The organism is Kitasatospora sp. NPDC088548, assembly GCF_044753005.1.
Taxonomy (GTDB): domain Bacteria; phylum Actinomycetota; class Actinomycetes; order Streptomycetales; family Streptomycetaceae; genus Kitasatospora.
This window is the reverse complement of record NZ_JBIVMI010000003.1, coordinates 149,235-170,848: the sequence shown is the minus strand read 5'-3', so window position 1 is coordinate 170,848 and position 21,614 is coordinate 149,235. Positions and strand designations below refer to the sequence as shown.

At 71.0% G+C, this 21,614-nt stretch carries 18 protein-coding genes; 13 read left to right on the top strand and 5 right to left on the bottom strand.

Features of this window, described 5'->3' with window-relative positions:
* The first annotated feature begins 85 nt into the window (after positions 1–85).
* The 7 genes from ACIP82_RS06250 (at position 86) to ACIP82_RS06220 (ending at position 6,062) form a co-directional block, all read left to right on the top strand.
* Positions 86–1,348, top strand: a complete 1,263-nt coding sequence (locus ACIP82_RS06250; RefSeq protein ID WP_363608174.1) for a MurT ligase domain-containing protein — start codon at positions 86–88, stop codon at positions 1,346–1,348.
* Between the two features lie 49 nt (positions 1,349–1,397).
* Entirely contained in the window at positions 1,398–2,126 is a 729-nt protein-coding gene (locus ACIP82_RS06245; RefSeq protein WP_363608175.1) for a glutamine amidotransferase, read from the top strand.
* A 352-nt stretch (positions 2,127–2,478) separates the two neighbouring features.
* Positions 2,479–3,504, top strand: a complete 1,026-nt coding sequence (locus ACIP82_RS06240; protein ID WP_363608176.1) for a 6-phosphofructokinase — start codon at positions 2,479–2,481, stop codon at positions 3,502–3,504.
* 175 nt (positions 3,505–3,679) lie between these two features.
* Entirely contained in the window at positions 3,680–4,681 is a 1,002-nt protein-coding gene (locus ACIP82_RS06235) for a 2-hydroxyacid dehydrogenase (protein ID WP_363608177.1), read from the top strand.
* A gap of 147 nt (positions 4,682–4,828) precedes the next feature.
* Positions 4,829–5,206, top strand: coding sequence for an alkylmercury lyase (locus ACIP82_RS06230; RefSeq protein WP_400651410.1), 378 nt, complete (start codon positions 4,829–4,831; stop codon positions 5,204–5,206).
* A 35-nt stretch (positions 5,207–5,241) separates the two neighbouring features.
* Entirely contained in the window at positions 5,242–5,829 is a 588-nt protein-coding gene (locus tag ACIP82_RS06225) for a DUF2975 domain-containing protein (RefSeq protein ID WP_400651408.1), read from the top strand.
* Positions 5,829–6,062, top strand: a complete 234-nt coding sequence (locus tag ACIP82_RS06220; protein WP_363608180.1) for a helix-turn-helix transcriptional regulator — start codon at positions 5,829–5,831, stop codon at positions 6,060–6,062. Before ACIP82_RS06225 ends, ACIP82_RS06220 begins: the two co-directional genes overlap by 1 nt.
* Positions 6,063–6,255: 193 nt before the next feature.
* On the opposite strand, the gene arcA is transcribed toward ACIP82_RS06220, so the two are convergent.
* Both arcA and ACIP82_RS06210 read right to left on the bottom strand, forming a co-directional pair.
* A complete protein-coding gene (gene arcA, locus ACIP82_RS06215; protein ID WP_400651405.1) occupies positions 6,256–7,518 on the bottom strand; it encodes an arginine deiminase in 1,263 nt (420 codons plus the stop codon).
* Positions 7,519–7,553: 35 nt separating this feature from the next.
* Positions 7,554–8,999, bottom strand: coding sequence for a basic amino acid/polyamine antiporter (locus ACIP82_RS06210; protein WP_363608182.1), 1,446 nt, complete (start codon positions 8,997–8,999; stop codon positions 7,554–7,556).
* Positions 9,000–9,747: 748 nt separating this feature from the next.
* Between ACIP82_RS06210 and ACIP82_RS06205 the strand changes: the two genes are divergently transcribed.
* The 3 genes from ACIP82_RS06205 (at position 9,748) to ACIP82_RS06195 (ending at position 12,838) form a co-directional block, all read left to right on the top strand.
* Positions 9,748–11,172, top strand: a complete 1,425-nt coding sequence (locus ACIP82_RS06205; protein WP_400651401.1) for a cellulose binding domain-containing protein — start codon at positions 9,748–9,750, stop codon at positions 11,170–11,172.
* 192 nt (positions 11,173–11,364) lie between these two features.
* Positions 11,365–11,865, top strand: coding sequence for a ribosomal protein L7/L12 (locus ACIP82_RS06200; RefSeq protein ID WP_400651398.1), 501 nt, complete (start codon positions 11,365–11,367; stop codon positions 11,863–11,865).
* On the top strand, positions 11,819–12,838 hold the full coding sequence (locus ACIP82_RS06195; protein ID WP_400651395.1) for an ankyrin repeat domain-containing protein: 1,020 nt from the start codon (positions 11,819–11,821) through the stop codon (positions 12,836–12,838). Before ACIP82_RS06200 ends, ACIP82_RS06195 begins: the two co-directional genes overlap by 47 nt.
* A 1,003-nt stretch (positions 12,839–13,841) precedes the next feature.
* Here the strand turns inward: ACIP82_RS06195 and ACIP82_RS06190 are convergent.
* Together ACIP82_RS06190 and ACIP82_RS06185 are read right to left on the bottom strand one after the other, a co-directional pair.
* Positions 13,842–14,504, bottom strand: coding sequence for a hypothetical protein (locus ACIP82_RS06190; RefSeq protein WP_363614558.1), 663 nt, complete (start codon positions 14,502–14,504; stop codon positions 13,842–13,844).
* On the bottom strand, positions 14,501–15,064 hold the full coding sequence (locus ACIP82_RS06185) for a sigma factor-like helix-turn-helix DNA-binding protein (protein WP_363614556.1): 564 nt from the start codon (positions 15,062–15,064) through the stop codon (positions 14,501–14,503). The genes ACIP82_RS06190 and ACIP82_RS06185 overlap by 4 nt, the downstream gene beginning before the upstream one ends.
* 423 nt (positions 15,065–15,487) lie before the next feature.
* Between ACIP82_RS06185 and ACIP82_RS06180 the strand changes: the two genes are divergently transcribed.
* Positions 15,488–16,336 carry an SAM-dependent methyltransferase gene (locus ACIP82_RS06180; RefSeq protein ID WP_363614554.1) on the top strand — a complete coding sequence of 283 codons (849 nt, stop codon included), beginning with the start codon at positions 15,488–15,490 and terminating at the stop codon, positions 16,334–16,336.
* Between the two features lie 130 nt (positions 16,337–16,466).
* On the opposite strand, the gene ACIP82_RS06175 is transcribed toward ACIP82_RS06180, so the two are convergent.
* A complete protein-coding gene (locus ACIP82_RS06175; protein WP_400651392.1) occupies positions 16,467–18,797 on the bottom strand; it encodes a HelD family protein in 2,331 nt (776 codons plus the stop codon).
* 618 nt (positions 18,798–19,415) lie between these two features.
* On the opposite strand from ACIP82_RS06175, the gene ACIP82_RS06170 reads away from it, so the two are divergent.
* Together ACIP82_RS06170 and ACIP82_RS06165 are read left to right on the top strand one after the other, a co-directional pair.
* Positions 19,416–20,390, top strand: coding sequence for a cytochrome c oxidase assembly protein (locus ACIP82_RS06170; RefSeq protein WP_363614570.1), 975 nt, complete (start codon positions 19,416–19,418; stop codon positions 20,388–20,390).
* Positions 20,391–20,606: 216 nt separating this feature from the next.
* The gene (locus ACIP82_RS06165) at positions 20,607–21,605 is read left to right on the top strand and encodes a YdcF family protein (protein WP_363614550.1); all 999 of its coding nucleotides are present in this window, start codon (positions 20,607–20,609) and stop codon (positions 21,603–21,605) included.
* Positions 21,606–21,614: the final 9 nt, after the last annotated feature.

Here is a 21,614-nt window from a genome sequence, read left to right as displayed (position 1 = left end):
AGTCGGTAGGCTGGCCCCGTCCCCGCCGTCCGACGGCCTGTTATCCGGTCCCGGGCGGTGCCGCAGCAAGGAGGAACCACTGAGCATGGCAGGCACCGAATCGGAGCCCACAGGCGCACGCGACGCCTCGCTGCCGGCCCGCGCCAAGATCGCGGTCACGGCCGGCCGGGTGGCCGCCGTCCTCTCGCAGAAGGCGGGCCGCGGCAGCGGCTCGGTGATCGGCGGCAAGATCGCCCTGAGGCTCGACCCCGATCTGCTCGCCACCCTCGCCGACCACCTGGACGTGGTGCTGGTCAGCGCCACCAACGGGAAGACGACGACGACCCGACTGATCGCCGAGGCGCTGCGCGCCGCCGGCCCGGTGGTCTCCAACGCCCTGGGCGCCAACATGCCGGCCGGCATCACCTCCGCCCTGGCCGGCGGCTCGGACGCCCGCTTCGGCGTCATCGAGGTGGACGAGAAGTACCTGGCCGGGGTCGCCCGCGACACCCGTCCCAAGGCGATCGCCCTGCTCAACCTCTCCCGCGACCAGCTCGACCGCGCCGCCGAGACCCGGATGATGGCCGAGAAGTGGCGCGAGGGCCTCCAGGACACCGAGGCCGTGGTGATCGCCAACGCGGACGACCCGCTGGTGACCTGGGCCGCCTCCTCCTGCAAGAAGGTGGTCTGGGTGGCCGCCGGGCAGGCGTGGAAGGAGGACGCCTGGTCCTGCCCCGCCTGCGGCGGTGTGATGCAGCGCCCCGGCGACGACTGGTTCTGCCAGGAGTGCGGCTTCCGGCGTCCCAACCCGCACTGGGCGCTCCAGGGCACCCACGTCATCGACCCCCAGCGCGGCGCCTGGCCGATCCAGCTCCAGCTGCCCGGCCGGGCCAACCTGGCCAACGCCACCAGCTCCGCCGCCGTCGCGGCCGTCTTCGGCGTCTCCCCGCAGGTGGCGCTGGAGCGCATGCGGTCGGTGACGGCCGTGGCCGGCCGCTACGACGTGGTCCAGTACCAGGGCCGCGACATCCGTCTGCTGCTGGCGAAGAACCCGGCCGGCTGGCTGGAGACCTTCTCGCTGATCGACGGCCCGCCGGCGCCGGTCATCCTCTCCGTCAACGCGCTCGACGCCGACGGCACCGACACCTCCTGGCTCTGGGACGTCGACTACGAGCGCCTCGCCGGGCACCCGGTGTTCGTGATGGGCCAGCGCAAGCTGGACCTCGCGGTCCGCCTGGAGGTCGCCGGGCTGCAGTTCCACGTGGTGGACTCGCTGGAGCAGGCCGTCCGGATGGCCCCGCCCGGCCGGATCGAGGCGATCGCCAACTACACCGCCTTCCAGCAGCTACGGAAGGCCGTGGCCGGCTGATGCCGGCCCAGCAGCCCCATCGAGTGATCGTGACGGAAGGCCTTCGAGGATGAGTGAGAGCAGCCTGCGCGTGGTCTGGGTCTACCCGGACCTGCTCAGCACCTACGGCGACCGGGGCAACGCCCTGGTCGTGGAGCGCCGGGCCCGCCAGCGCCATCTCAATGTGACCAGGATCGACGTCCGCTCCGACCAGGCGGTGCCCACCAGCGGGGACATCTACCTGATCGGCGGCGGCGAGGACCGCCCGCAGCGACTGGCCGCCGAGCGGCTGCGCAACGACAGCGGGCTGGTCCGGGCGGCCGAGAACGGCGCGATCATCTTCGGCGTCTGCGCCGGCTTCCAGATCCTCGGCCACGAGTTCATCAACGACCTCGGCGCGCGCGAGCCGGGTCTCGGCCTGCTCGATGTCTGGACCACCCGCGGCGAGGGCGCCCGCTGCGTCGGCGACGTGCTCGCCGACGTCGACCCGCGCCTCGGTCTGCCGCAGCTGACCGGCTTCGAGAACCACCAGGGCATCACCCACCTCGGCCAGGGCGCCAAGCCGCTGGCCACCGTCACCGTCGGCCAGGGCAACGGCACCGGTGACGGCACCGAGGGCGCCTGGCGGGACACCGTGCTCGGCACCTACCTGCACGGCCCGGTGCTGGCCCGCAACCCCGCCCTGGCGGACCTGCTGCTCAAGCTGGCGCTGGACGTGAACGCCCTGCCGCCGGCCGACACCACCTGGTACGACGCGTTGCGCGCCGAGCGCATCGCGGCCACGTCGCGCCCCGCCTAGTCACTCCGTCCGCCCCGTCCCGGGTGCCCGCGATGCGGTCACCCGGTTCGCGGGCGGGTCCGGACGTACGACAATGGGGCTGCCAGCTGCACACCCTCCTCGGCAGCAGGCTGCACTTCCCCGCGGGGGCGCCGACGGCGCCGCTCCCGCGTCGGCTCCTGCCCGGCCGGACGCAGGGGCCGTATGCTCGACTTCACGGCCGTTTTCGGACGTTCTGTCCGGATCGACCGGTCCTTCACCCCTCGGTCATCTCCCCGCCATCTCGGCGTGGGGTCCGACCACTACGGTGACGGTCGTCGTCCCAGCCTGGTAGTCCGGCCGTTCCTCGGTTCTGCTCGGGAGTTGCAAAGCAATGCGTATTGGAGTGCTGACCAGCGGCGGTGACTGCCCCGGCCTGAACGCGGTGATCCGCTCCGTGGTTCACCGGGGGGTGGTCGACCACGGCGACGAGATCATCGGGTTCGAGGACGGCTGGCGCGGTTTCCTGGAGGGCGTCCACCGACCCCTGACCCTGGACTCGGTAAGCGGCATCCTGGCCCAGGGCGGCACCATCCTCGGCTCCTCCCGGGTGCAGCCGAGCCACCTGCGCGACGGCGTCGAACGGGCCAAGCGGTACTGCGCGGACCTCGGCCTCGACGCGGTGATCCCGATCGGCGGCGAGGGGACGCTCAAGGCCGCCAAGCTGATGAGCGACGCCGGCCTGCCGATCGTCGGCGTGCCGAAGACCATCGACAACGACATCGCCTGCACCGATGTCACCTTCGGCTTCGACACCGCCGTCTCGGTCGCCACCGAGGCCCTGGACCGGCTGAAGACCACCGCCGAGTCGCACCAGCGTGTGATGGTCGTCGAGGTCATGGGCCGGCACACCGGCTGGATCGCGCTCAACGCGGGCATGGCGGCCGGCGCCCACGCGATCGTCGTCCCGGAGCGCCCGTTCCACATCGACAAGCTCACCGCCGTCGTCCGCGAGCGCTTCGACCGGCAGAAGAAGTTCGCGATCGTGGTCTGCGCCGAGGGCGCCAAGCCCGAGCCCGGCACCATGCACTGGGAGGAGGGCACCAAGGACATCTACGGCCACGAGCGGTTCACCGGCATCGCCACCCAGCTCTCCCGCGAGCTGGAGCACCGGCTCGGCAAGGAGGCCCGCCCGGTGATCCTCGGCCACACCCAGCGCGGCGGCACCCCGACCGCGTACGACCGGGTGCTGGCCACCCGCTTCGGCTGGCACGCCATCGAGGCCGTCCACAAGGGCGCCTTCGGCCACATCACCGCCCTGCAGGGCACCAACATCAACCTGGTGCCGCTGGGCGAGGCCGTCGCCGAGCTGAAGACCGTCCCGCAGGAGCGTTACCTGGAGGCGGAGACGGTCATCTGACCGGCCCCCGACCTTCTTGCACCCGGCCCCCTGGCACCGCGCACCGTGCACCGCGCCAGGGGGCCGACGCGTACCGCCCGGGGCAGCGCGCCGCGCTGCCGGCCGACCTGCACGCCCGGTCAGCGTGACCGGGGTGCCCGCCGGCACCCCACTCACGACCGGAAGGGACCAACCGATGGAGATCCTCGCCTACGGTGTACAGGCCGACGAGCGGCCGCTGCTGGAGAAGGCTTTCGCCGGCCGCCACGGCCTCCGCTGCCTGGACGTCTTCCTCAACCGCGACACCGCCCCACTGGCCGCCGGCTACCCGGCCGTCAGCAGCAGCGTCAACGCCGTCCTGGACGCCGAGACGCTCACCGTCCTCGCCGCCGGCGGCACCCGGCTGATCGCCCAGCGCTCCACCGGCTTCAACAACATCGACCTGGACGCCGCCGCCGAACTGGGCCTCACCGTCGCCCGGGTCTCCTACTACAGCCCGTACGCGGTCGCCGAACACGCTTGGGCCCTCGCCCTGGCCGTCAACCGCCGACTCACCCGCGCCGCCAACCGCACCCGCGAGTTCGACTTCCGCCTCGACGGCCTGCTCGGCCGGGACATCCACGGCATGACCGTCGGTGTGATCGGCACCGGCAAGATCGGCGAATGCTTCACCCGGATCGCCGCCGGCTTCGGCACCGAACTCCTCGGCTGGGACATCGCCCCCAACCCCGCCTGCCTGGAACTCGGCATGACCTACACCGAACTGGACGACCTGCTCACCCGCGCCGACCTGATCAGCCTGCACGTCCCCCTGCTGCCCGCCACCCGCCACCTGATCGACGCCGCCGCCCTCACCCGGATGAAGGACGACGCCATCCTCGTCAACTCCAGCCGCGGCGGCCTCGTCGACAGCGCCGCCCTGGTCGAAACCCTCCGGGCCGGCCGCCTCTCCGGCGTCGGCCTCGACGTCTACGAGGAGGAGACCGGCGTCTTCTTCACCGACCGCTCCATCCACGGCATCACCGACGACGTCCTCGCCCGCCTCGTCACCTTCCCCCAAGTCCTCGTCACCAGCCACCAGGCCTACTTCACCCACACCGCCGTCGGCCAGATCATCGACGCCACCGCCCGCAACATCGACGACTACGAAGCCGGCCGCCGCAACGAGAACACCCTCGTCCCCACCGCGAACGCCTGACCCGCCAACAGTCAGACGCCGAGAACCCGGCACAGACAGCGCGCGTCGCCCCCGGAGTCCCGGCCCTGCCCACGACAAGATCATCAGGCTTCACCCCGCCGGACCGGAAGGTCCAGCGTGAACTGCGCGACCAGAAAGGTGCCGCCGATGCGCGTGGAGATGCTGCTCGTCCCGGACTGCCCGAACGGGCCGGTGCTCAAGGAACGGCTGGCGCTCGCCCTGGCCGGCCGCAGCGACGTGGAGGTTGCCGAGCACGTCGTCGAGGACCAGGCGGAGGCCGAACGCCGGGGCATGCACGGCTCGCCGACGCTGCTGGTCGACGGCCGCGACCCGTTCGCCGCTCCCGGCACCGCGGCCAGTGTGTCCTGCCGGCTCCACCGCGGCGCGGACGGCCGGATCGGCGGAGCGCCGTCCGTCGAGGAACTGCGGCAGGTCCTCGGCACCACCGCCACCGCGGGCGCGGACCGGCCGCCAGGCCGGACCGGCGGGGATCCGCGACTTGTCGATTATCGATATGCCCCCTAGTCTGGGCATATCGATAATCGATGGGGAGGCATGCGGTGAACACGCGACTCACGAGGACCCTGGCCTCGGTGACTTTTGTGCTGGCGGTGTTCTGCGGACTCGCCTTCATCGGCAAGGGGGTCACGCACACGCTCGACAACGGGGCGGTCTGCGTACAGACGGACTTCTGGCGCAATGCCTCACTGGCGCCGGACAGCCTGCCGACCGGCAAGGGCCTGGAGGCGTCCAGCAGTGCCACGCGCCTCTGCCAGGACAGTCCCTCCGTGGGTCAGCGCGCCGCCGACCTCGGGGGCGAACTGCCCTGGCTGCTGTTCGGATCCCTCGCGCTGCTGCTCTTCTCCCGGCTGCTGAAGGCCGTCCTGCTGCAGGGACCGTTCACCGACGCGGTGTCGCAACGGCTCTCCGTTCTCGGCTGGTTCGTCGCCGTTGGTACGCCGCTGGCCGGCCTCGTCGTCGGCTGGTCGCAGTCCTGGCTCGTCGGGAGCATGGCGCCGGTCGTGGGTTCCGGGCCGACGGTCTCCGGGCCGCAGGTGCTCGTCCTCGCCGGCCTCGCCGCAGTGATCATGGGGAAGATCATGCGCGACGGCGTGCGCATGCGAGAGGACCTCGAAGGGACCATCTGATGCCCGAAGAGGAACTCCACACGATCCGGATCCACCTCGACCGGCTCCTCGCCGAGCGCGGCATGACGCTCACCGAACTGTCCGCGCAGGTGGGCATCACCGTCGTCAACCTGTCCGTGCTCAAGAACGGGCGGGCCAAGGCCATCCGTTTCTCGACCCTGTCGAGGATCTGCGACGTCCTCCGGTGTCAGCCAGGAGACCTGATCACCCATGATCCCGCCGAGTCGGCCTAGCCGGTCATCCCCGGCAGGGTCCACCGGGGAGTGGCCAGGCCGTTCCTCCGCGGCAACTCGTCGTCCGTCGTCCTCGTCGTCCGTCGTCCTCGTCGGCCGAGGGAGTTGAAGCACACCCGCTCTAACTCCTCCGCATCGGCGAAACCCGCTGCCGCCGGCTGGAAGCCTGAAACCCCACCGGCGAGGTCACCGGTCAGAAGTCGACCGGATCGCGGCTGATCGGGCAGGTCATGCAGTGACCGCCGCCGCGGCCCCGGCCCAGTTCGGCGCCGACGATGGTGATGACCTCGACTCCCGCTTTGCGCAGGAGGGTGTTGGTCTGAGTGTTGCGGTCGTAGGTGACGACCACGCCCGGTTCCAGTGCGACGGCGTTGTTTCCGCTGTCCCACTGCTGACGCTCGGATGCGTAGACGTCGCCGCCGGTCTCGATCACCCGCAGCCCGGACAGCCCGAGTGCCCCGGCGACGACGTCGACGAAGGGGCGGGAGCCCTCGTCGGTGATCTCGACACCGGGGGCGGTGTCGCTGGGCCGCAGGGAGAACGTGTGGACGCCGTCCATGATGTTCGGGTAGAGCGTGACGATGTCGCGGTCGGCGAAGGTGAACACCGTGTCGAGGTGCATGGCGGCGCGGAGCTTGGGCATGCCGGCCACTACCACCTGCTCGGCCGCACCGTTGTTGAACAGTGCGGCCGCGACCTGGGTGATCGCCTGCCGCGAGGTGCGCTCGCTCATGCCCATCAGGACGACGCCGTTGCCGACCGGCATGATGTCGCCGCCTTCGAACGTCGCCTGCCGCCAGTCCTGTTCGGGGTCTCCCCACCACACCGTGGAGCCGGCGTAGTGCGGGTGGAACGTGTAGATGGCCTTCATCAGAAGGGTCTCGTCGTGTCTGGCCGGCCAGTACAGCGGGTTGAGGGTGACACCGCCGTAGATCCAGCAGGTTGTGTCGCGGGTGTAGAGGGTGTTCGGCAGGGGCGGCATGAGGTACTCGCGGATGCCCGTCGACTCACGGGCCAAGGCGATGTAGCCGGGGCGGAAATCGCCGGGGAGGTCGGATACGGCCAGGCCGCCGATCAGGTACCGCGCGAGTTGGCGCGCTTCCAGGGACTCCAGGAAGGCCCGCGTGCCGTCGATGAGTCCGATGCCGACCTCGTTCGCGATGATCTTGCGGTCGAGCAGCCACGACTTCGCTTCGGGGATCGCCATCGTCTGGGCGAGCAGGTCGTGCAGTTCGACGACGTCGATGCCGCGCTCGCGGAGCTTGTTGACGAAGTCGGCGTGGTCGCGCTGGGCGTTCTCCACCCACAGCACGTCGTCGAAGAGCAGTTCGTCGGCGTTGCTCGGAGTGAGCCTGCGGTGCGCGAGTCCTGGCGCGCAGACCAGGACCTTGCGCAGCTTGCCGACCTCGGAGTGGACGCCGTGCGCCGACGTGGCCGTGCTGGTCGGGTGTTCCATGGAGAGGCCTTTCCGTCTGGGGTGTGTCTTGGCGTTCACAGGCTGATCCAGCCGACTGCCAGGGCGATCACGCCGATGACCGCACCGGCGATCGAGACCGCGAGGATGACGAGTTCCGCGGGCGAGAACAGGCTTCTGCCCTGCTCGCGCCGGGCCATCACGAACAGGATCGTGGCGGGTGCGTAGATGATGAAGGACACCAGGAGGAACTTCGGACCGGCCGCGTAGAGCAGGAACGCCGTGTAAATGGTGGCGAGCGCGCTGACCACCAGGTCGCGGGAGAACCCTTCGCGGCGTTCCGTGCGGGAGTCCGGCTTCAGCACGATCTTGAGCGCGTAGGCCGCCGCGAGGAGGAACGGGATCAGGGACAGCGCGCTGGTCAGATCGAGAGCGAGGTTGAACGCGTCGTCGGAGAACAGGGTGACGATCAGGAAGACCTGGGACAGGGCCGTCGTCATCACCAGCGCCGGAACCGGAACGTCGCCGGCGCTGGAGCCGCGCAGGAACCGTGGCATGTCGTCGTCCTTCGCGGCGACGAACAGGACCTCGGCGGCCATCAGTGTCCAGGCGAGGTAGGCCCCGAGCACGGAGACGATCAGGCCGACGCTGATGAACACCATGCCCCAGGTACCGACCGCCAGCTCCAGTACGCCCGCCATCGAGGGCTGGCGAAGCTGAGCGATCTCGCCCATCGGCGCGATGCCGTAGGACACGATGGTCACCGAGGCGAAGACGGCGAAGACGCTCAGGAAGCCCAGGACCGTGGCGCGCCCGACGTCCTCGCGCCGTTCCGCGTGCCGCGAATAGACGCTGGCACCCTCGACGCCCAGGAACACGAACACCGTGGCCAGCATGGTTCCCCGGACTTGGTGGAACAGGGAGCCCGCGTAGTCGGCGCCCGCGAAGTTCTCGGCGAACACGTGCGGTTTGAGATAGAACAGCGCCAGGACGATGAAGACCACGATCGGGACGACTTTGGCGACGGTCACGATCTTGTTGACCGCTGCCGCCTCCTTGACCCCGCGGCAGATGAGCAGGAAAAAAGCCCACAGGCCGACCGAGGACAGGGCCACGGCAAGCAGTGTGTCTCCGTCGCCGAGCGCCGGCGCGATCGCCCCGATGGTCGACATGATCAAAACCCAGTACGTCACGTTGCCGACGCACGCGCTGGCCCAGTACCCGAATGCTGCGAAGAAGCCGAGGTACTCGCCGAACCCGGCTTTGGCGTAGGCATAGACACCCGCGTCGAGATCGGGTTTGCGAACAGCGAGGGTCTGGAAGACGAAGGCGAGCATCAGCATGCCGGTACCGGCGACCGCCCAGGCGATCAGAGCACCTCCCACCCCGGTCTCCTGGGCGAAACGGCTCGGGAGCGAGAACACGCCGGCGCCCACCATCGAGCCGACGACCATCGCGGTCATGGTCGGCAACGAGAGTTTGGCAGCCGCCGGCGTCTCAGCAGGGGTGTCGGCGTTGGTCATCTCTTCTCTTCCCTACTCTGTGCGGCGTGGCGCAGGCACGGGCCGCCCTGCCGCTGAAGGTCGATCGGGGGCTCTGCCAGGGCCGGTTCGATCCTTCGCGGTCCTGAAACCGGTGATCGCGTCGGACACGCTCAGCACCGGGCCGGCGCGGCGGAAGACGCGGCACGGCGGCAACGACAGCACCGGCACGCCCGCAACGGCACCCGCGAAGGCGCCGCAGGAGCTCCACGGGACGGGCGGGGAGGTCGCCATGACCACGGGGATGACGGCATCCGCCAGGGCCGACTCACGCTCAGGATGCCGCATCTCGGTCCCCGCATCTCCTGCCACGCCACCCGGCCCAGGCCCGTCCCGCGTGTCCCGGTCCCGGTCCCGGTCCCGCACGCTACCGACCGGCTGACCTGAATGCCCGCAATGACTGACGATGAGTCAATTGTGTCGGGTGAAAGGCATGCGCCCTCCAGGCGTGGCAAAGGGCGGACACGGCAGTCTCCTGCGGCAGCGGCCGGAGACCTGCCGGCCGAGGGCTCGGACGAACCCGCGCCGGGGGTGGGCACTATCGGCCACTCCTGGGGGCCCGCGTCCGGTTCCGGCCTAATGGGTCCGACCGGGGTTGACGGCCAAATTGGTCTATGCCACTTTCTGATCGCGCGGCCCGCCACCTCACCCCCACTGCTCCGCCTGAGGTCGACCGGGCTCCCCTCCGTCGGTGCCGCGCACCGTCCCCCACCACAGGAGAGGAACCCCCATGAGCATCAGAACGACCGTCCGGCGCCCCCGGATCCGGGCGGCACTCGCCGCCGCCGTCACGACCGGGCTCGGCATCGGCGCGCTGACCGCCCTGCCGGCCGCCGCGGCGGGCGAAGCGGTCTCGGTGCAGTACCGCAACGGCGGCAGCGGCAGCTCACAGGCCTCGCCCTGGCTGAAGGTCGTCAACACCGGTGCCACGAACGTGGCGTTGAGCCAGGTGAAGGTGCGCTACTACTTCAAGGCCGACAGCGCCTCGGCCACCTACAGCTACTCCTGCGACTGGGCCGTGAAGGGCTGTGCCAACGTCACCGGCACGTTCGGCAGCATCGTCGAACCGGGCGCGGCCGCCGACCGCTACCTGGAGATCGGCTTCACCGCGGCCGCCGGCTCGCTGGCCCCCGGCGCCGACACGGGAGACCTCCAGCTGCGCTTCAACCGCACCGGCTGGCTCCCCCTCGACCAGGGCGACGACTACTCCTTCGGGCCGGCCCAGAACACGTACACGGCCTGGTCCAAGGTCACGGCGAGTGTCGGCGGGGTCCCGGTCTGGGGCACGGCACCCAGCGGCAACACCCCGAACCCGACTCCCACGCCCTCCGGCCCGACCACGCCGCCTCCGGGCGCCGCGCTGTTCGACGACTTCGACTACACCGACCACACCGACCCGGCAATCGGCGCGCACGGCTGGAACGTTCGCTCCGGCGGCGGTGGCCCGGGCGTGTCCGGTGCCACCTGGGCGCCCGAGAACGTCTCCTTCGCCAAGGAGGGCGCGAACTCGGTGATGACCCTGCGGAGCACCACCGCCGGAACGGGCGACTCCACCCGGCAGGCCGAACTCAACACCCGGGCCATGAAGTTCAAGAACGGGACCTACGCCGCCCGGGTCCGGTTCTCCGACGCCCCGGTGAGCGGCCCGGACGGCGACCACCTCGTGCAGAGCTTCTTCGCGATCAACGACCTCAAGGCCCCGATGGCCGACGACTACTCCGAGTACGACTTCGAGTACCTTCCCAACGGAGGCTGGGGCGAGCCCGCCAACATCCTCTACAGCACCTCCTGGGAGACCTACGGCCCCGACGGCTCCGTCAACCAGCACACCGAGGCCCGGGCCGGGTACGAGGGCTGGCACGACCTCGTCATGACCATTGACGACACCGCCATCGTCTACTACGTCGACGGGGTCGAGTTCGCCCGCCACGACGCGCGCTTCCTGCCGGAGCGGCCCATGGAGATCCACTTCAACCAGTGGCTGATCGACTTCACCGGCCAGGCCTCCACGGCGCCGCGTACGTACGAGGAGAAGGTCGACTACGTCCTCCACGTCAAGGACCAGGTCCTGACCCCCGCCCAGGTCAACAGCGCCGTGGCTGCCTACCGCTCGGCGGGGACCACCTTCACCGACTCGGTCCCCGCCACCCCGTGACCGCGGCTCACGGCTGATCGGCCGCCGGCTGGAGGCGGGGCACCGCCGGGTGCCCCGCCCTCCGCCCCGACCGCCGGTGCCCTCGGTGAGGTCGCCGGCCCGACTCCCAAGTGGAGCTCCGACGTCGCCGAGGGCCAGGTCATCGGATATGCGTTCTATGCTGCTGCCCAACCTGGAGCCCGAGGAGTCACGATGACGGGCAAGTACTTCTTGCTGATCTGCGACGACGTGCCCAATGCAGTGGTTCTGACCGACCCCGGACCCCATCCCGTCGAGGTCGTGAAGCTGCTTCGCCGGAGGACCGGGCTGAGCCTGTGGCACAGCAAGTCCCTCATCAGCCGCCTGCCGGCCACCATCCTCGAAGACGTACCGCAAGAGGTGGCTGAAGCCACGGTGCGCGAACTCCTCCTTCAGGGCGTCCTGCTGGTCGTTGAGGAGCCAGGTGGCGTCGGCGACCCCGGCGCGTGCGACGAACTTGCCGTACGGCGCGAAACCGTCGTGGTAGCCCGGGACGAACATCTCGTTCGACAGCCACTCTTCTTCTTCACACCGGCTGCCCGGCCGGCGGCCCCGTCGGGACGTGACCGAACGTCGAAGCCGGCAGCCGAAGCGACAAGGGAGCGGAGCGTTGTCAGACCGTTGCGCGATGCTGGGCGTGCAGGTGGTTCGAGGGGTCGCCCGCACCGGCACTGAAGGGGGCATGGTGGCAGATCAGGATGACGGCTGGGCGGGCGTGGGCTGGGAGGGCTGGCAGGACTACGAGGGCATCCGGCGGCGTCTCGATCGGGGTGCCGATCCGGAGGTGTGGGGCGGGGGACGGCCTCTGCACCGGGCCTCGGTGTTCGGCTCGCCGGAGGTCGTCGCGGAACTGGCTCGGCGCGTGACGGATGTGGACGCGTTGGCGGGCGGGACGACCGCGTTGTGGGAGGCCGTCCTGTGCCGCAGGCCGGACAATGCGCGAGCCCTCGCCGCTGCGGGGGCCGATCCCTGGCGGCCCTTGGTCGGTGGCTGGTCGCCGGGGCGGCTCAGCCTGGCCGGACCGACGCCGGACCTGTTCGTCATGCCTGAGGAAGAACGCGGGCTGACCGAGGCGGAACGCACGGCGGCGCGGGAGGGCAGGCGGCTCGTCTCGGCGCTGGGAAAGCTGTACTACGACGGCACGGGGCTGGCGTGCGTAGCCGGGATCGACGCGGGGGACGCGATACGTCGCTTGGAGGCGACGCCGGCCGAAGGCGACGGCCTGGACGAACTACTGGAGGATCCCTACGCGTACGACATGGACGACAGCTTGAGAATTATCGGCGTGACGACTGTCCCGGGCGGCTGCGTCGTCACCCAGCCGTGGGGGTACGCACCGAAGATGCCAGGCGTGCTGGCCCGGCTGTCCGTCGACACCGTCTGCTACGGCATGTACTCCAACCCCAAGAGCGGCAATCAGGGCAGCATCGCCCGCAACGGGACCATCGAAGCCTGGGACCTCCACCCGGGCGGCCCACCGCGCCCACAGGCCGGGTCCCAGGAAGTTCTGGCCTCCTACCTCTACCAATCCAGCGCGGTGGCCTACTCGTGCGCCTTCGCAGGACTGCGCCTGGCCGACGCGCGCGCCATCGTCGGGCCACCCGACATGTGGGTCGAACTGCCGCAGCGCGACTATTGGGAGCGCTGACACGAGGAGGCTGCCACGACCAGTGGCGTGGCCTCGCCGTGCGAACCGCTCAACTCGCCATTGCCTACCAGTCCGCACTCCACCTCGCGGCCATCCTCGGCCGGGCCCGCAGCTGGTCGAAGAGACGGAACCCAGTGCGGCGTGCAGGTGGGAACGAGGGCGTCCGGACGCGGGATCGGCGTGCCGGTCCTGACGGGTCGCAGGTCATGATCTGACCGGCCTCGTTTCGCGCACAGGTGCCGTCCGGGCCGGGATGGGGCTTGCTCTGGCAGTCGGTACAGGGCTGCGGCGGGATCTCCCAGGGCTTCGGCGTCGTGGGCGGGGCCGGCTCCACGGAGGGCGCCGGGCTCGCCGGAACCTCGTGAAGCCGTACGAGCGCCGGCCTCTCGCGCGGCTGCCGCTACGGGAGGACCGCATCCACAAGCGTCCGGAGCCCGAGCACCGCCAGGGCCGCCCCTGCGGCCGCTCCCGCGATCTGCACAATCACCGAGCGTCCTCGCCGACTGCCGCCCTCACCCTTGCCCCGAAACCTACGGCAAGCCGAACCCCGGCCTCCTACGGCGGACCTGGCAGGCCCCCGACTGGAACGACCACGCCTCGGTGCTGCGCCGCGTCCTCCCCCAGCTCGCGGCCGCCGTAGCCGACAGCTCATCGGAGTCCTTCCGCTACCAGGACGAGATCGGTCTCTCGCTCGCCCGCGGCCGCTGGCAGGAATGGCCCCGGGAACAGGCCGCAGCGGTGCGGGAGTTCCTGCGCGCCTTCTGGGCACGCAGCCTCGTCGCTGCCGGGGTCCTCCGGCTCGCGCCGCGCCGCAGTGAGCACGTGGTGTGTGCCGGAGGGGGGAAAGTACTGGGCGCCGGTGAGATCGGCTTCCGCGTGGAGTCCGGGCGGTGGGCGGTCGATGAGGTCAGCAACCAGTCGACCGGCTACTGCCCGGGCGTCAGCTCGTGGCCGGCTGTCGCGGCGGCCCCGGCGACCGCAGAGAGCGCCGGAGCCGCCGCGTTCAGCCGGCTGCGGCCAGGTGGCGGACGAGGTGGGCCGATACCTGCGGGATCTCGCCGTACTCGTGGTCGCCGTCGTCGGCCGGGAGCTGGTGGATCACGGCGGCCAGGCGCGGGGGAAGCCGTACGTCGAGGCCGAACCGGCAGCGGCTGATGATCTCGTCGCGCACCTGGGCGGGCAGCAGTTCGTACGGTGAGTCCAGGATCCGCTGGGAAGGGCGGGGCGCGGCGCCCAGCGATTCGGCCTCGCGGCGCCAGACCTCCGCGTCCAGGACCTCCCCGAGGCTGCGGTGCAGCATGCTGAGGCAGGAGGCGGAGGTGTAGTTGCCGCCGCCGGCCGCGAACTTCCACCAGAACTCGGCGCCGTCGCGGTGTCCGACGGTATAGAGGAGCGCGCCGAGGACCAGCGCGCCTTCGGGGTGGATACGCCGGTCGTTGATGAGCAGGTCCAGCGAGGGCGCCGCCGTCGGCACGGCGAGGATCATGGCGGTGACCAGGTCGAGTTCGTGGCCGGCCTGCTCGTGGTCGGCGGACATCGGCGCGGGGGCGGCCGCCAGCCGCTCCCAGGCCGAGCCCGCATTCGCCGCGTACTCGCCGTACGGCGGGCCGGCCGCCGCGGGCTGCGCGGGGTCGCCCCGCAGCAGGCGGTCCTGTCCGGTGGTCACCGCTGCCCTCCCCGCCGGCCACCGAGCGCGACGGCGAGCCGGTCCAGGGCCTGTGTGGCGGTGGAGCGGACGTTCGCCTCCGTCATCCCGAGGTAGTCCGCGATCACGCTGTCCGGCAGGTCGACCAGGTACCGCAGCACCACCACGTCGTGCCGGCGCTCGGACAGTCGCCGGATCGCCGCGTACAGCTCCTCGTGACTCCCCTGGGCCTCCACGAGGTCCAGGGTGCGCGCCGCCGAGCGCCGCACCGCCACCACCCACCCTGGGACGGTGGCGGGTCGGGGCCGGTACTCGGCTCTGATCATCGCCTCCGCCAGGGCCGCGCCGATCTCCTCCTTCAGCAGCGTCCAGGCGTGGAAAGCCGGTACCTGCTGGCGCAGGATCCAGGCCCACCGCTGCCACATCCGGTCCTTGGCGCGCTCGACAACGCGCCGGGCCTCGTCTTCGTCACCCAGGCGGGCCCGGGCGATCCCGCTCCAGGCCCGCTCGTGCGTGTCGCAGAACGCGTCGAACGTCAGGAGGCGGCTGCTCCGCCGCACCGCCCAGTCGCTCTCGTTCACGTTCCATTCCTCCCTGACGGCCACCCCGTTGGGTACCCGACCGACTGTAGGCCACCCTCGACCGACCGGCCGGCCCGGGCGTCTGGCGCGCCTGCTCACGTCGAGAACTTCCGCCCCCGACAGGAACATTGGAGCGCACGGCGCGCCCCCATGTTCAGCGGGGCGAGAGAATTCACTATCAGACATAAGAAGTGATGAACAATCAAATGACCTGTCCCATAGAGAAACACGGCCAGTCGGAATATGATCCTTTGCGGTCACTCCCCGGTGCGCTCGATTCACCCACCGTTCCGACCCGCGATTGCCGGGACGCGGGCCCGGGCATAGTGGGAGGGGCCGCGCCAGGGCCCCGCGCCGTGGGTGGTGCGGGTCGTCGCTCCGCCCTGTCGTAGGAGCTGGACGCCTATGAACCAGGGGGAACAGATGGCCGACGAAAGCACAGACGCCCGATCCGGCACCGAACCCGACGTGGCGGTCGAACTCGACATCCACGTGGCGCACTCCGCCCGGATGTACGACTACTACCTGGGCGGCACCACCAACTTCCCCGCCGACCGGGAGGCCGCGGGCCGGGCCCTGGCCGTCTTCCCACAGGCACCGGCCGCCGCACGCGCCAACCGCGGCTTCATGCACCGCACCACCCGCCACCTCGCCCGGGCCGGCATCCGCCAGTTCCTCGACATCGGCACCGGCATCCCCACCTCGCCGAACCTGCACGAGGTCGCCCAGCAGATCACCCCCGAGGCACGGGTCGTCTTCGCCGACAACGATCCCATCGTCCTCATCCACGCCGTCGCACTGCTGCGAGGCACCTCCCAGGGACTGACGACCTACGTCCAGGCCGACGTGCACGAGCCCGACACCGTGATCAGCGCCGCCCGGAAGGTCCTCGACTTCACCCAGCCGATCGCGCTGAGCATGAACGCCCTGCTGCACTTCGTCCCGGACGAAGCACACCGGATCACCGAACAGCTCAAATCCCAACTTCCCTCCGGCAGCGCCCTGGTGATCAGCCACCTCACGGCCGACTTCGCGCCGCAGGAGACCGCGCGCCTCATTCAGGTCTACCGAACCGCCGGCACCCCGGTAGCGGCACTGCGCCGCGAGGAGTTCGGGGAGTTGTTCACCGGCTGGACCGTACTCGACCCCGGCATCGTCTCCACACCCCGCTGGCGCCCCGACCACACCCACGACTCCGCCACCGCCCACAACTCCGCCCCCGTCACCGACGCCGAGGCGTCCTGCTACGGTGCCGTCGCCATCCGGCCGTGAACCGGACCCTCACCGCCGCTCTGACAGCCCAACGCCCCCTGCGTTGAAGGCGCGTCCGACGACGCCGATGCCGATCGAGGCTTCAGACCAGAGCCCTGAAGCCTCGACCAGCGGCACCCGCCCCCTCCGGTCAGCGGGGGGCCAGGCCCTCCAGCATCTCCGGCAGCTCCCGGCTGTGGATGACCCCGAGGCTCTTCGTCGCGCGCGTGAGTGCGACATAGAGGTCGTTCACGCCGCGGGCGTGCGCCGCGAGTATCTCCGCGGGCTCCACCACGAGGACCGCGTCGAACTCGAGCCCCTTGGCCTGGGCCGCCGTCATCAGCACGACGGGCGAGTCCAGCGCCGAAGGACCGTCGATGACGGTGACGCCGTCCAACCCGGCCAGCCCGTTGATCAGTTCGGCCGGCCATGCCGGGGCGTGGATGATCGCCATCCGGCCGCCGTCCAGCGCCGCGATCTCCTTCTCGACGGCGGTGCGCAGCGCCCGTCCCCGGTCGGCTTCGGGGATCCGGAGGCTCCACGGACGGGTCCCGCCGCTGCGCACCGCGCTGGGGGCGGTGCGTGCCGGGTCGGCCGCCCGCAGGACGCCCTCGGTGACCCGCATGATCTCGGCCGGGGTCCGGTAGTTGATGGTGAGCTCCACCGTGCGCCAGCGTCCCGCCGTGTACTCGTCGAGCGCCTCACTCCAGGAGCTCAGCCCGGCCGGCGCGCCGGTCTGCGCCAGGTCGCCCACAATCGTCATGGAGCGGCCGGGGCAGCGGCGGGTCAGCAGCCGCCAGGCCATCGGGGAGAGTTCCTGCGCCTCGTCCACGATCACGTGCCCGAAGCCCCAGGTCCGGTCCTCGGCCGCGCGCTCGGCCAGGGGACGGAACTCCCCCTCGCCGCGGTACTGGCGCGTCAGCATCTCCGCGTCGATCTCGGCCAGCCCGGCGCCGAAGTCCTCGAGGACGACCTTGGCGAATTCCAGCTCCTCGGCCCCGGCGGCGGCATCGGCCCGGCGGGAGACGGCGCTGCCGGGCAGCGGGCCGAGCAGTTCGGCGGCCTCGTCGAGCAGCGGCACGTCGTCGGTGGTCCAGGGGGCGGCCTCCTGGTCCGGGCCCGGGTGTTCACGCAGCAGTGCGGCGCGTTCGGCCTCGGAGAAGTCCGGCATGGCCCTCGCCAGCAGCTCCGGGGAGCCGAACAGCGCGGTGAGCAACCGCTCCGGGGAGAGCAGCGGCCACAGCTTCTCGGCCAGGTCCTGGAAGTCACGCTCGACGACGAGCGCGTCGGCGAGGTCCACCACGTCGTCCAGGTCCATGGACCCGCCCCGGTCCCTGGCGATCCGCAGGGCCAGCTCCGAGGAGAGCCGCTCGACCAGGGCCGCTCGGGCCGCGTTGTGGGGTTCGCCGGTCCTGTGCGCGGCGGCGTGGGCCCGCTCGCAGAGGGCCCGACCGATCACGAGCTCCTCCTGGTGGGGCGAGCTTCGGCCCACGGTGATGGTCCATGACTCCTCCGGCAGCTGCCGGAGGCCGTCCAGCGCGGCGGCGAGTACCCCGGCCATCCGTGCGTCGCCCTTGACGGCGGCCGCCTCGGGCGTCTCCGTGTCGGTCCCGGTCACGCCCGGGTAGAGCGCGCCGATGCTGCTCAGTACGACCTCGCTCTCGCCGAGCGCGGGGAGTACCTGGTCGATGTAGCGCAGGAACGTCGTGTTCGGCCCGATGACCAGCACACCGCGCCTGGCCAGCCGGTCGCGGTGGGTGTAGAGCAGGTACGCGGCGCGGTGCAGGGCGACCACGGTCTTGCCGGTCCCCGGACCGCCCTGCACCACCAGGACGCCGCCGAGCTCGGAGCGGATGACCCGGTCCTGTTCGGCCTGGATGGTGGAGACGATGTCGCCCATCCGCCCGGTCCTGGCCGCCGTCAGTGAGGCGAGCAGGGCGGTCTCCCCACTGAGCTCGGCGCTGTCCCGGTCCTCCAGGGCACTCACGCCGAAGGCGTCGTCGTCGAAGCCGACGACCGTCCGGCCCTTGCTCCGCAGGTGCCGTCGCCCCACCACACCGCCGGGCACGGCTGGCGTCGCCCGGTAGAACGGCTCCGCGGCCGACGCCCGCCAGTCGGTCAGGAGCGGCTCGTGGTCGTCGTCCGCCAGGGCGATCCGGCCGATGTACCGCCGCTCGCCGTCGGCGCTTTCGATCCGGCCGAAGCAGAGCCCGTACTCGGCGGCGTACAGTTCCGACAGTCGGCGGGTGTGGTGGATCTCCAGCGTGTCCCGCTCCATCCGGGACTGGAAGGTTCCGCCCTTGTCCTGGAGATGGATCTCGCGCAGCCGAGCCGTCGCGAGTTCGCGCTGGGCTTCGAGGCGGTCGTACAGCTCACCGACGTATTCGTTCTCCGCTCGCAGCTCTCCGGTCCGCCGGTCGTCGGAGGGCTGAGCGCCGTCACCGCCCGGATTCGTCCCGTTTCCGGCTCCGGCGCTGACCACTGAATTGAGTTCGGACGAGGACGAGGACGATGCCGATGACGCGGGGACCAAGGCTTGCTCCATTGACTCAGGACCCTCAATTGATCGAGCAATTGAGAGTGGCGGCGGAATCTCCGCTATTCACAGCACAAAAAACTGGGTCCAGGACCTGCGCGCACGCGACAGACCGGACCGGGCCCGCTCAGAACTCCTCACAGAATGGCCCTGGAAGCCAGGGCCGTTGCTCGCCGGTGAGTACGGCGCCGGAAACCTTCCGTAGCTCGACGATTCTGCAGCACGACCCGGGCCTTGCCGCAAGCCCCCCGGTGCGCTATAAGTTGGGAGTGGAAAGGAGTGGGTACTCCCCTTTCCCATTCATCGTCCGATATGAACGGACAAGCCCTCCGCCGACCAGATCCTTCCATGCCGGGGCCTCCGCTGCGAGCCCGTTCGACGGCCGCCGATTCGGCGGCCCCGACGGCCTGTCCCACTTCCCGGCCGTCCGGGCGGGGGGCGGGGCGCGGGCCGGGGTAAGGCCCGCCTAGGCTGTGTCCCGAAGCAAAACGGGCGAACCGGACCCCTCCGGGGGACCGCGAGGACGGAAAGCAGGACCCGCCGATGGGCGACGGAATGTCAGGCATGCACCACCACGGCGGGATGACACAGCTGGGCCCGTTCTCCCTCTCCAACGTCTGGACCTGGTCCCCCGACTGGGTGTTCCTGATCGGCAGCCTGGTCGCGCTGGCGCTGTACGCGACCGGCGTGGTGCGGCTGTACCGGCGCGGCGACCGCTGGCCGATCGGCCGGAGCATCGGCTGGGCGGCGGGCGTCGGCACGGTGATCCTGGTCACCTGTACCGGGCTGAACGACTACGGCATGGCGCTGTTCAGCGCGCACATGATGCAGCACATGGTGCTCTCCATGCTGTCGCCGATCCTGTTGCTGCTCGGCGCGCCGATCACACTGGCGCTGCGCGCGCTGCGCCCGGCCGGCAAGGGCCGGCCACGCGGGCCGCGCGAGCTGCTGGTGGCGCTGCTGCACAGCACCTACGTCCGGGTGATCTCGCACCCGGCGTTCACCATCCCGCTGTTCATCGCGAGCCTGTACGGGGTCTACTTCACCCCGTTGTTCGACTTCCTGATGCAGTACCGGCTCGGGCACATCTTCATGATGGTGCACTTCCTGGCCACCGGACTGGCGTTCTTCTGGCCGATCATGGGCGTGGACCCGGGCCCGCACCGGCCCGGCCATGTGATGCGGATCATCGAACTGTTCATGGGCATGCCGTTCCACGCCTTCTTCGGCGTGGCGGTGATGATGGCCAGCCACCCGCTGGTGACCACCTTCACCGAGGCGGGCGCACCACCCGGCACCGACCTGCTGGAGGACCAGAAGCTGGCCGGCGGTATCACCTGGGCGTTCGGCGAGATCCCGACCGCGATCGTGCTGATCGCGCTGGTCTACCAGTGGATGGGCTCCGAGCAGCGCCAGGCCCGGCGCCGGGACCGTGCCGAGGACCGCAACGGCGACGCCGAGCTGACGGCGTACAACGCCTACCTGGCCTCGCTGGACAAGCGGAGCCAGCGCCCGGCCCCGGCGGCCGACGCCGGCTGACCGGCCCTCCCCGCCGCAGGCACCGCGGAACCCCCGCCCGATCCGGGCGGGGGTTCCGTCGTTTCCGGGGCCCGGCCCCTCCCGCGGCTGCCTGCGGGCTCAGACCGGACCGCCTCCGGCGGCTTCCTGCTCCCCCGCCGGACCCGCCGGACCCATCGGACCCGCCGGACCCGCCGGACCCGCCGGACCCGCCGGACCCGTCCTAGGATCCGGAACATGCAAGCGCTTCTCATGGCCGCCCTGCTCGCCGTGGTCCTGCTGTCCCGGATCCACGAGCCGAGACGGTTCGGCAACGGGGTGCTGATCGGGCTGATCGGGGTGTGCGTCGCGCTGGGGACGGTGAGCCTGGTCGGGCACGTCTCCGCCCCGGCGGGGCGCGCCGTCACGGCCGGGGCGGCCTCCGCGGTCTGGCTGAGCGGGCTGGTGACGGCCGGGCTGCTGGTGGCCAACGGGGTCACCATGGTCCGCCGCGAGGGCACCCGTCCGGCGAGCCTGCTGGCGCTGCTCACCGGCGCGGCCGTGCTCGCGCTGCTGGGGCTGCTGCTCTCCGCCACCTACCTCGACGTCCGCGCGCTGCGGGCGGCGGCCGGGGCCGCCCTGCTGATCGGCGGGTACGCGGCGTTCCTGCTGCTCTGCTTCCTCGGCTACACGCTGCTGTACCGGCGGGTGGTGGTCCGCCCCGGCTACGACTACCTGGTCGTCCTGGGCGCCGGGCTGGACGGCTGCGAGGTGCCGCCGCTGCTGGCGGCCCGCCTGGACCGCGCGCTGGAGCTCTACCGCGCCGCGGAGGCGGCCGGGCGGCCGCCCCTGGTGCTCGTCACCGGCGGCAAGGGCCCGGACGAGGGCTGCACCGAGGCCTCGGCGATGGCCGACTACCTGGTGGCCCGCGGCTGCCCGGCCGAACGGATCCGGCGGGAGGACCGGGCGACCAGCACCACCGAGAACTTCGCGTTCGGCCGGGAGCTCATGGAGCGCGAGCACCCCGGCTACCGCTGCACCGTCGTCACCAGCAGCTTCCATGTGCTGCGCTCGGCCGTCACGGCCCACCGGGCCGCCGTCCCGGGCCATGTCGTCGGCGCGCCGACCGCCGGGTACTACTGGCCCAGTGCCGCGCTGCGCGAGGCGGTCGCGACGGCCGCGCTGTATCCGCGGGTCAACGCCGCGGTCTGCCTGGTGCTCGCCGCGGCCGGAGCGGTGACCGGCTGGCGGTGGTGACCGGCCCGC

Coding starts and splice junctions, on each gene's coding strand:
- ACIP82_RS06245 (WP_363608175.1), top strand. CDS start 1,398: ATGAGTGAGAGCAGCCTGCGCGTGGTCTGGGTCTACCCGGACCTGCTC.
- ACIP82_RS06220 (WP_363608180.1), top strand. CDS start 5,829: ATGCCCGAAGAGGAACTCCACACGATCCGGATCCACCTCGACCGGCTC.
- ACIP82_RS06210 (WP_363608182.1), bottom strand. CDS start 8,999: ATGACCAACGCCGACACCCCTGCTGAGACGCCGGCGGCTGCCAAACTC.
- ACIP82_RS06195 (WP_400651395.1), top strand. CDS start 11,819: ATGCTGGGCGTGCAGGTGGTTCGAGGGGTCGCCCGCACCGGCACTGAA.
- arcA (WP_400651405.1), bottom strand. CDS start 7,518: ATGGAACACCCGACCAGCACGGCCACGTCGGCGCACGGCGTCCACTCC.
- ACIP82_RS06235 (WP_363608177.1), top strand. CDS start 3,680: ATGGAGATCCTCGCCTACGGTGTACAGGCCGACGAGCGGCCGCTGCTG.
- ACIP82_RS06165 (WP_363614550.1), top strand. CDS start 20,607: ATGCAAGCGCTTCTCATGGCCGCCCTGCTCGCCGTGGTCCTGCTGTCC.
- ACIP82_RS06205 (WP_400651401.1), top strand. CDS start 9,748: ATGAGCATCAGAACGACCGTCCGGCGCCCCCGGATCCGGGCGGCACTC.
- ACIP82_RS06250 (WP_363608174.1), top strand. CDS start 86: ATGGCAGGCACCGAATCGGAGCCCACAGGCGCACGCGACGCCTCGCTG.
- ACIP82_RS06200 (WP_400651398.1), top strand. CDS start 11,365: ATGACGGGCAAGTACTTCTTGCTGATCTGCGACGACGTGCCCAATGCA.
- ACIP82_RS06240 (WP_363608176.1), top strand. CDS start 2,479: ATGCGTATTGGAGTGCTGACCAGCGGCGGTGACTGCCCCGGCCTGAAC.
- ACIP82_RS06230 (WP_400651410.1), top strand. CDS start 4,829: ATGCGCGTGGAGATGCTGCTCGTCCCGGACTGCCCGAACGGGCCGGTG.
- ACIP82_RS06170 (WP_363614570.1), top strand. CDS start 19,416: ATGCACCACCACGGCGGGATGACACAGCTGGGCCCGTTCTCCCTCTCC.
- ACIP82_RS06180 (WP_363614554.1), top strand. CDS start 15,488: ATGGCCGACGAAAGCACAGACGCCCGATCCGGCACCGAACCCGACGTG.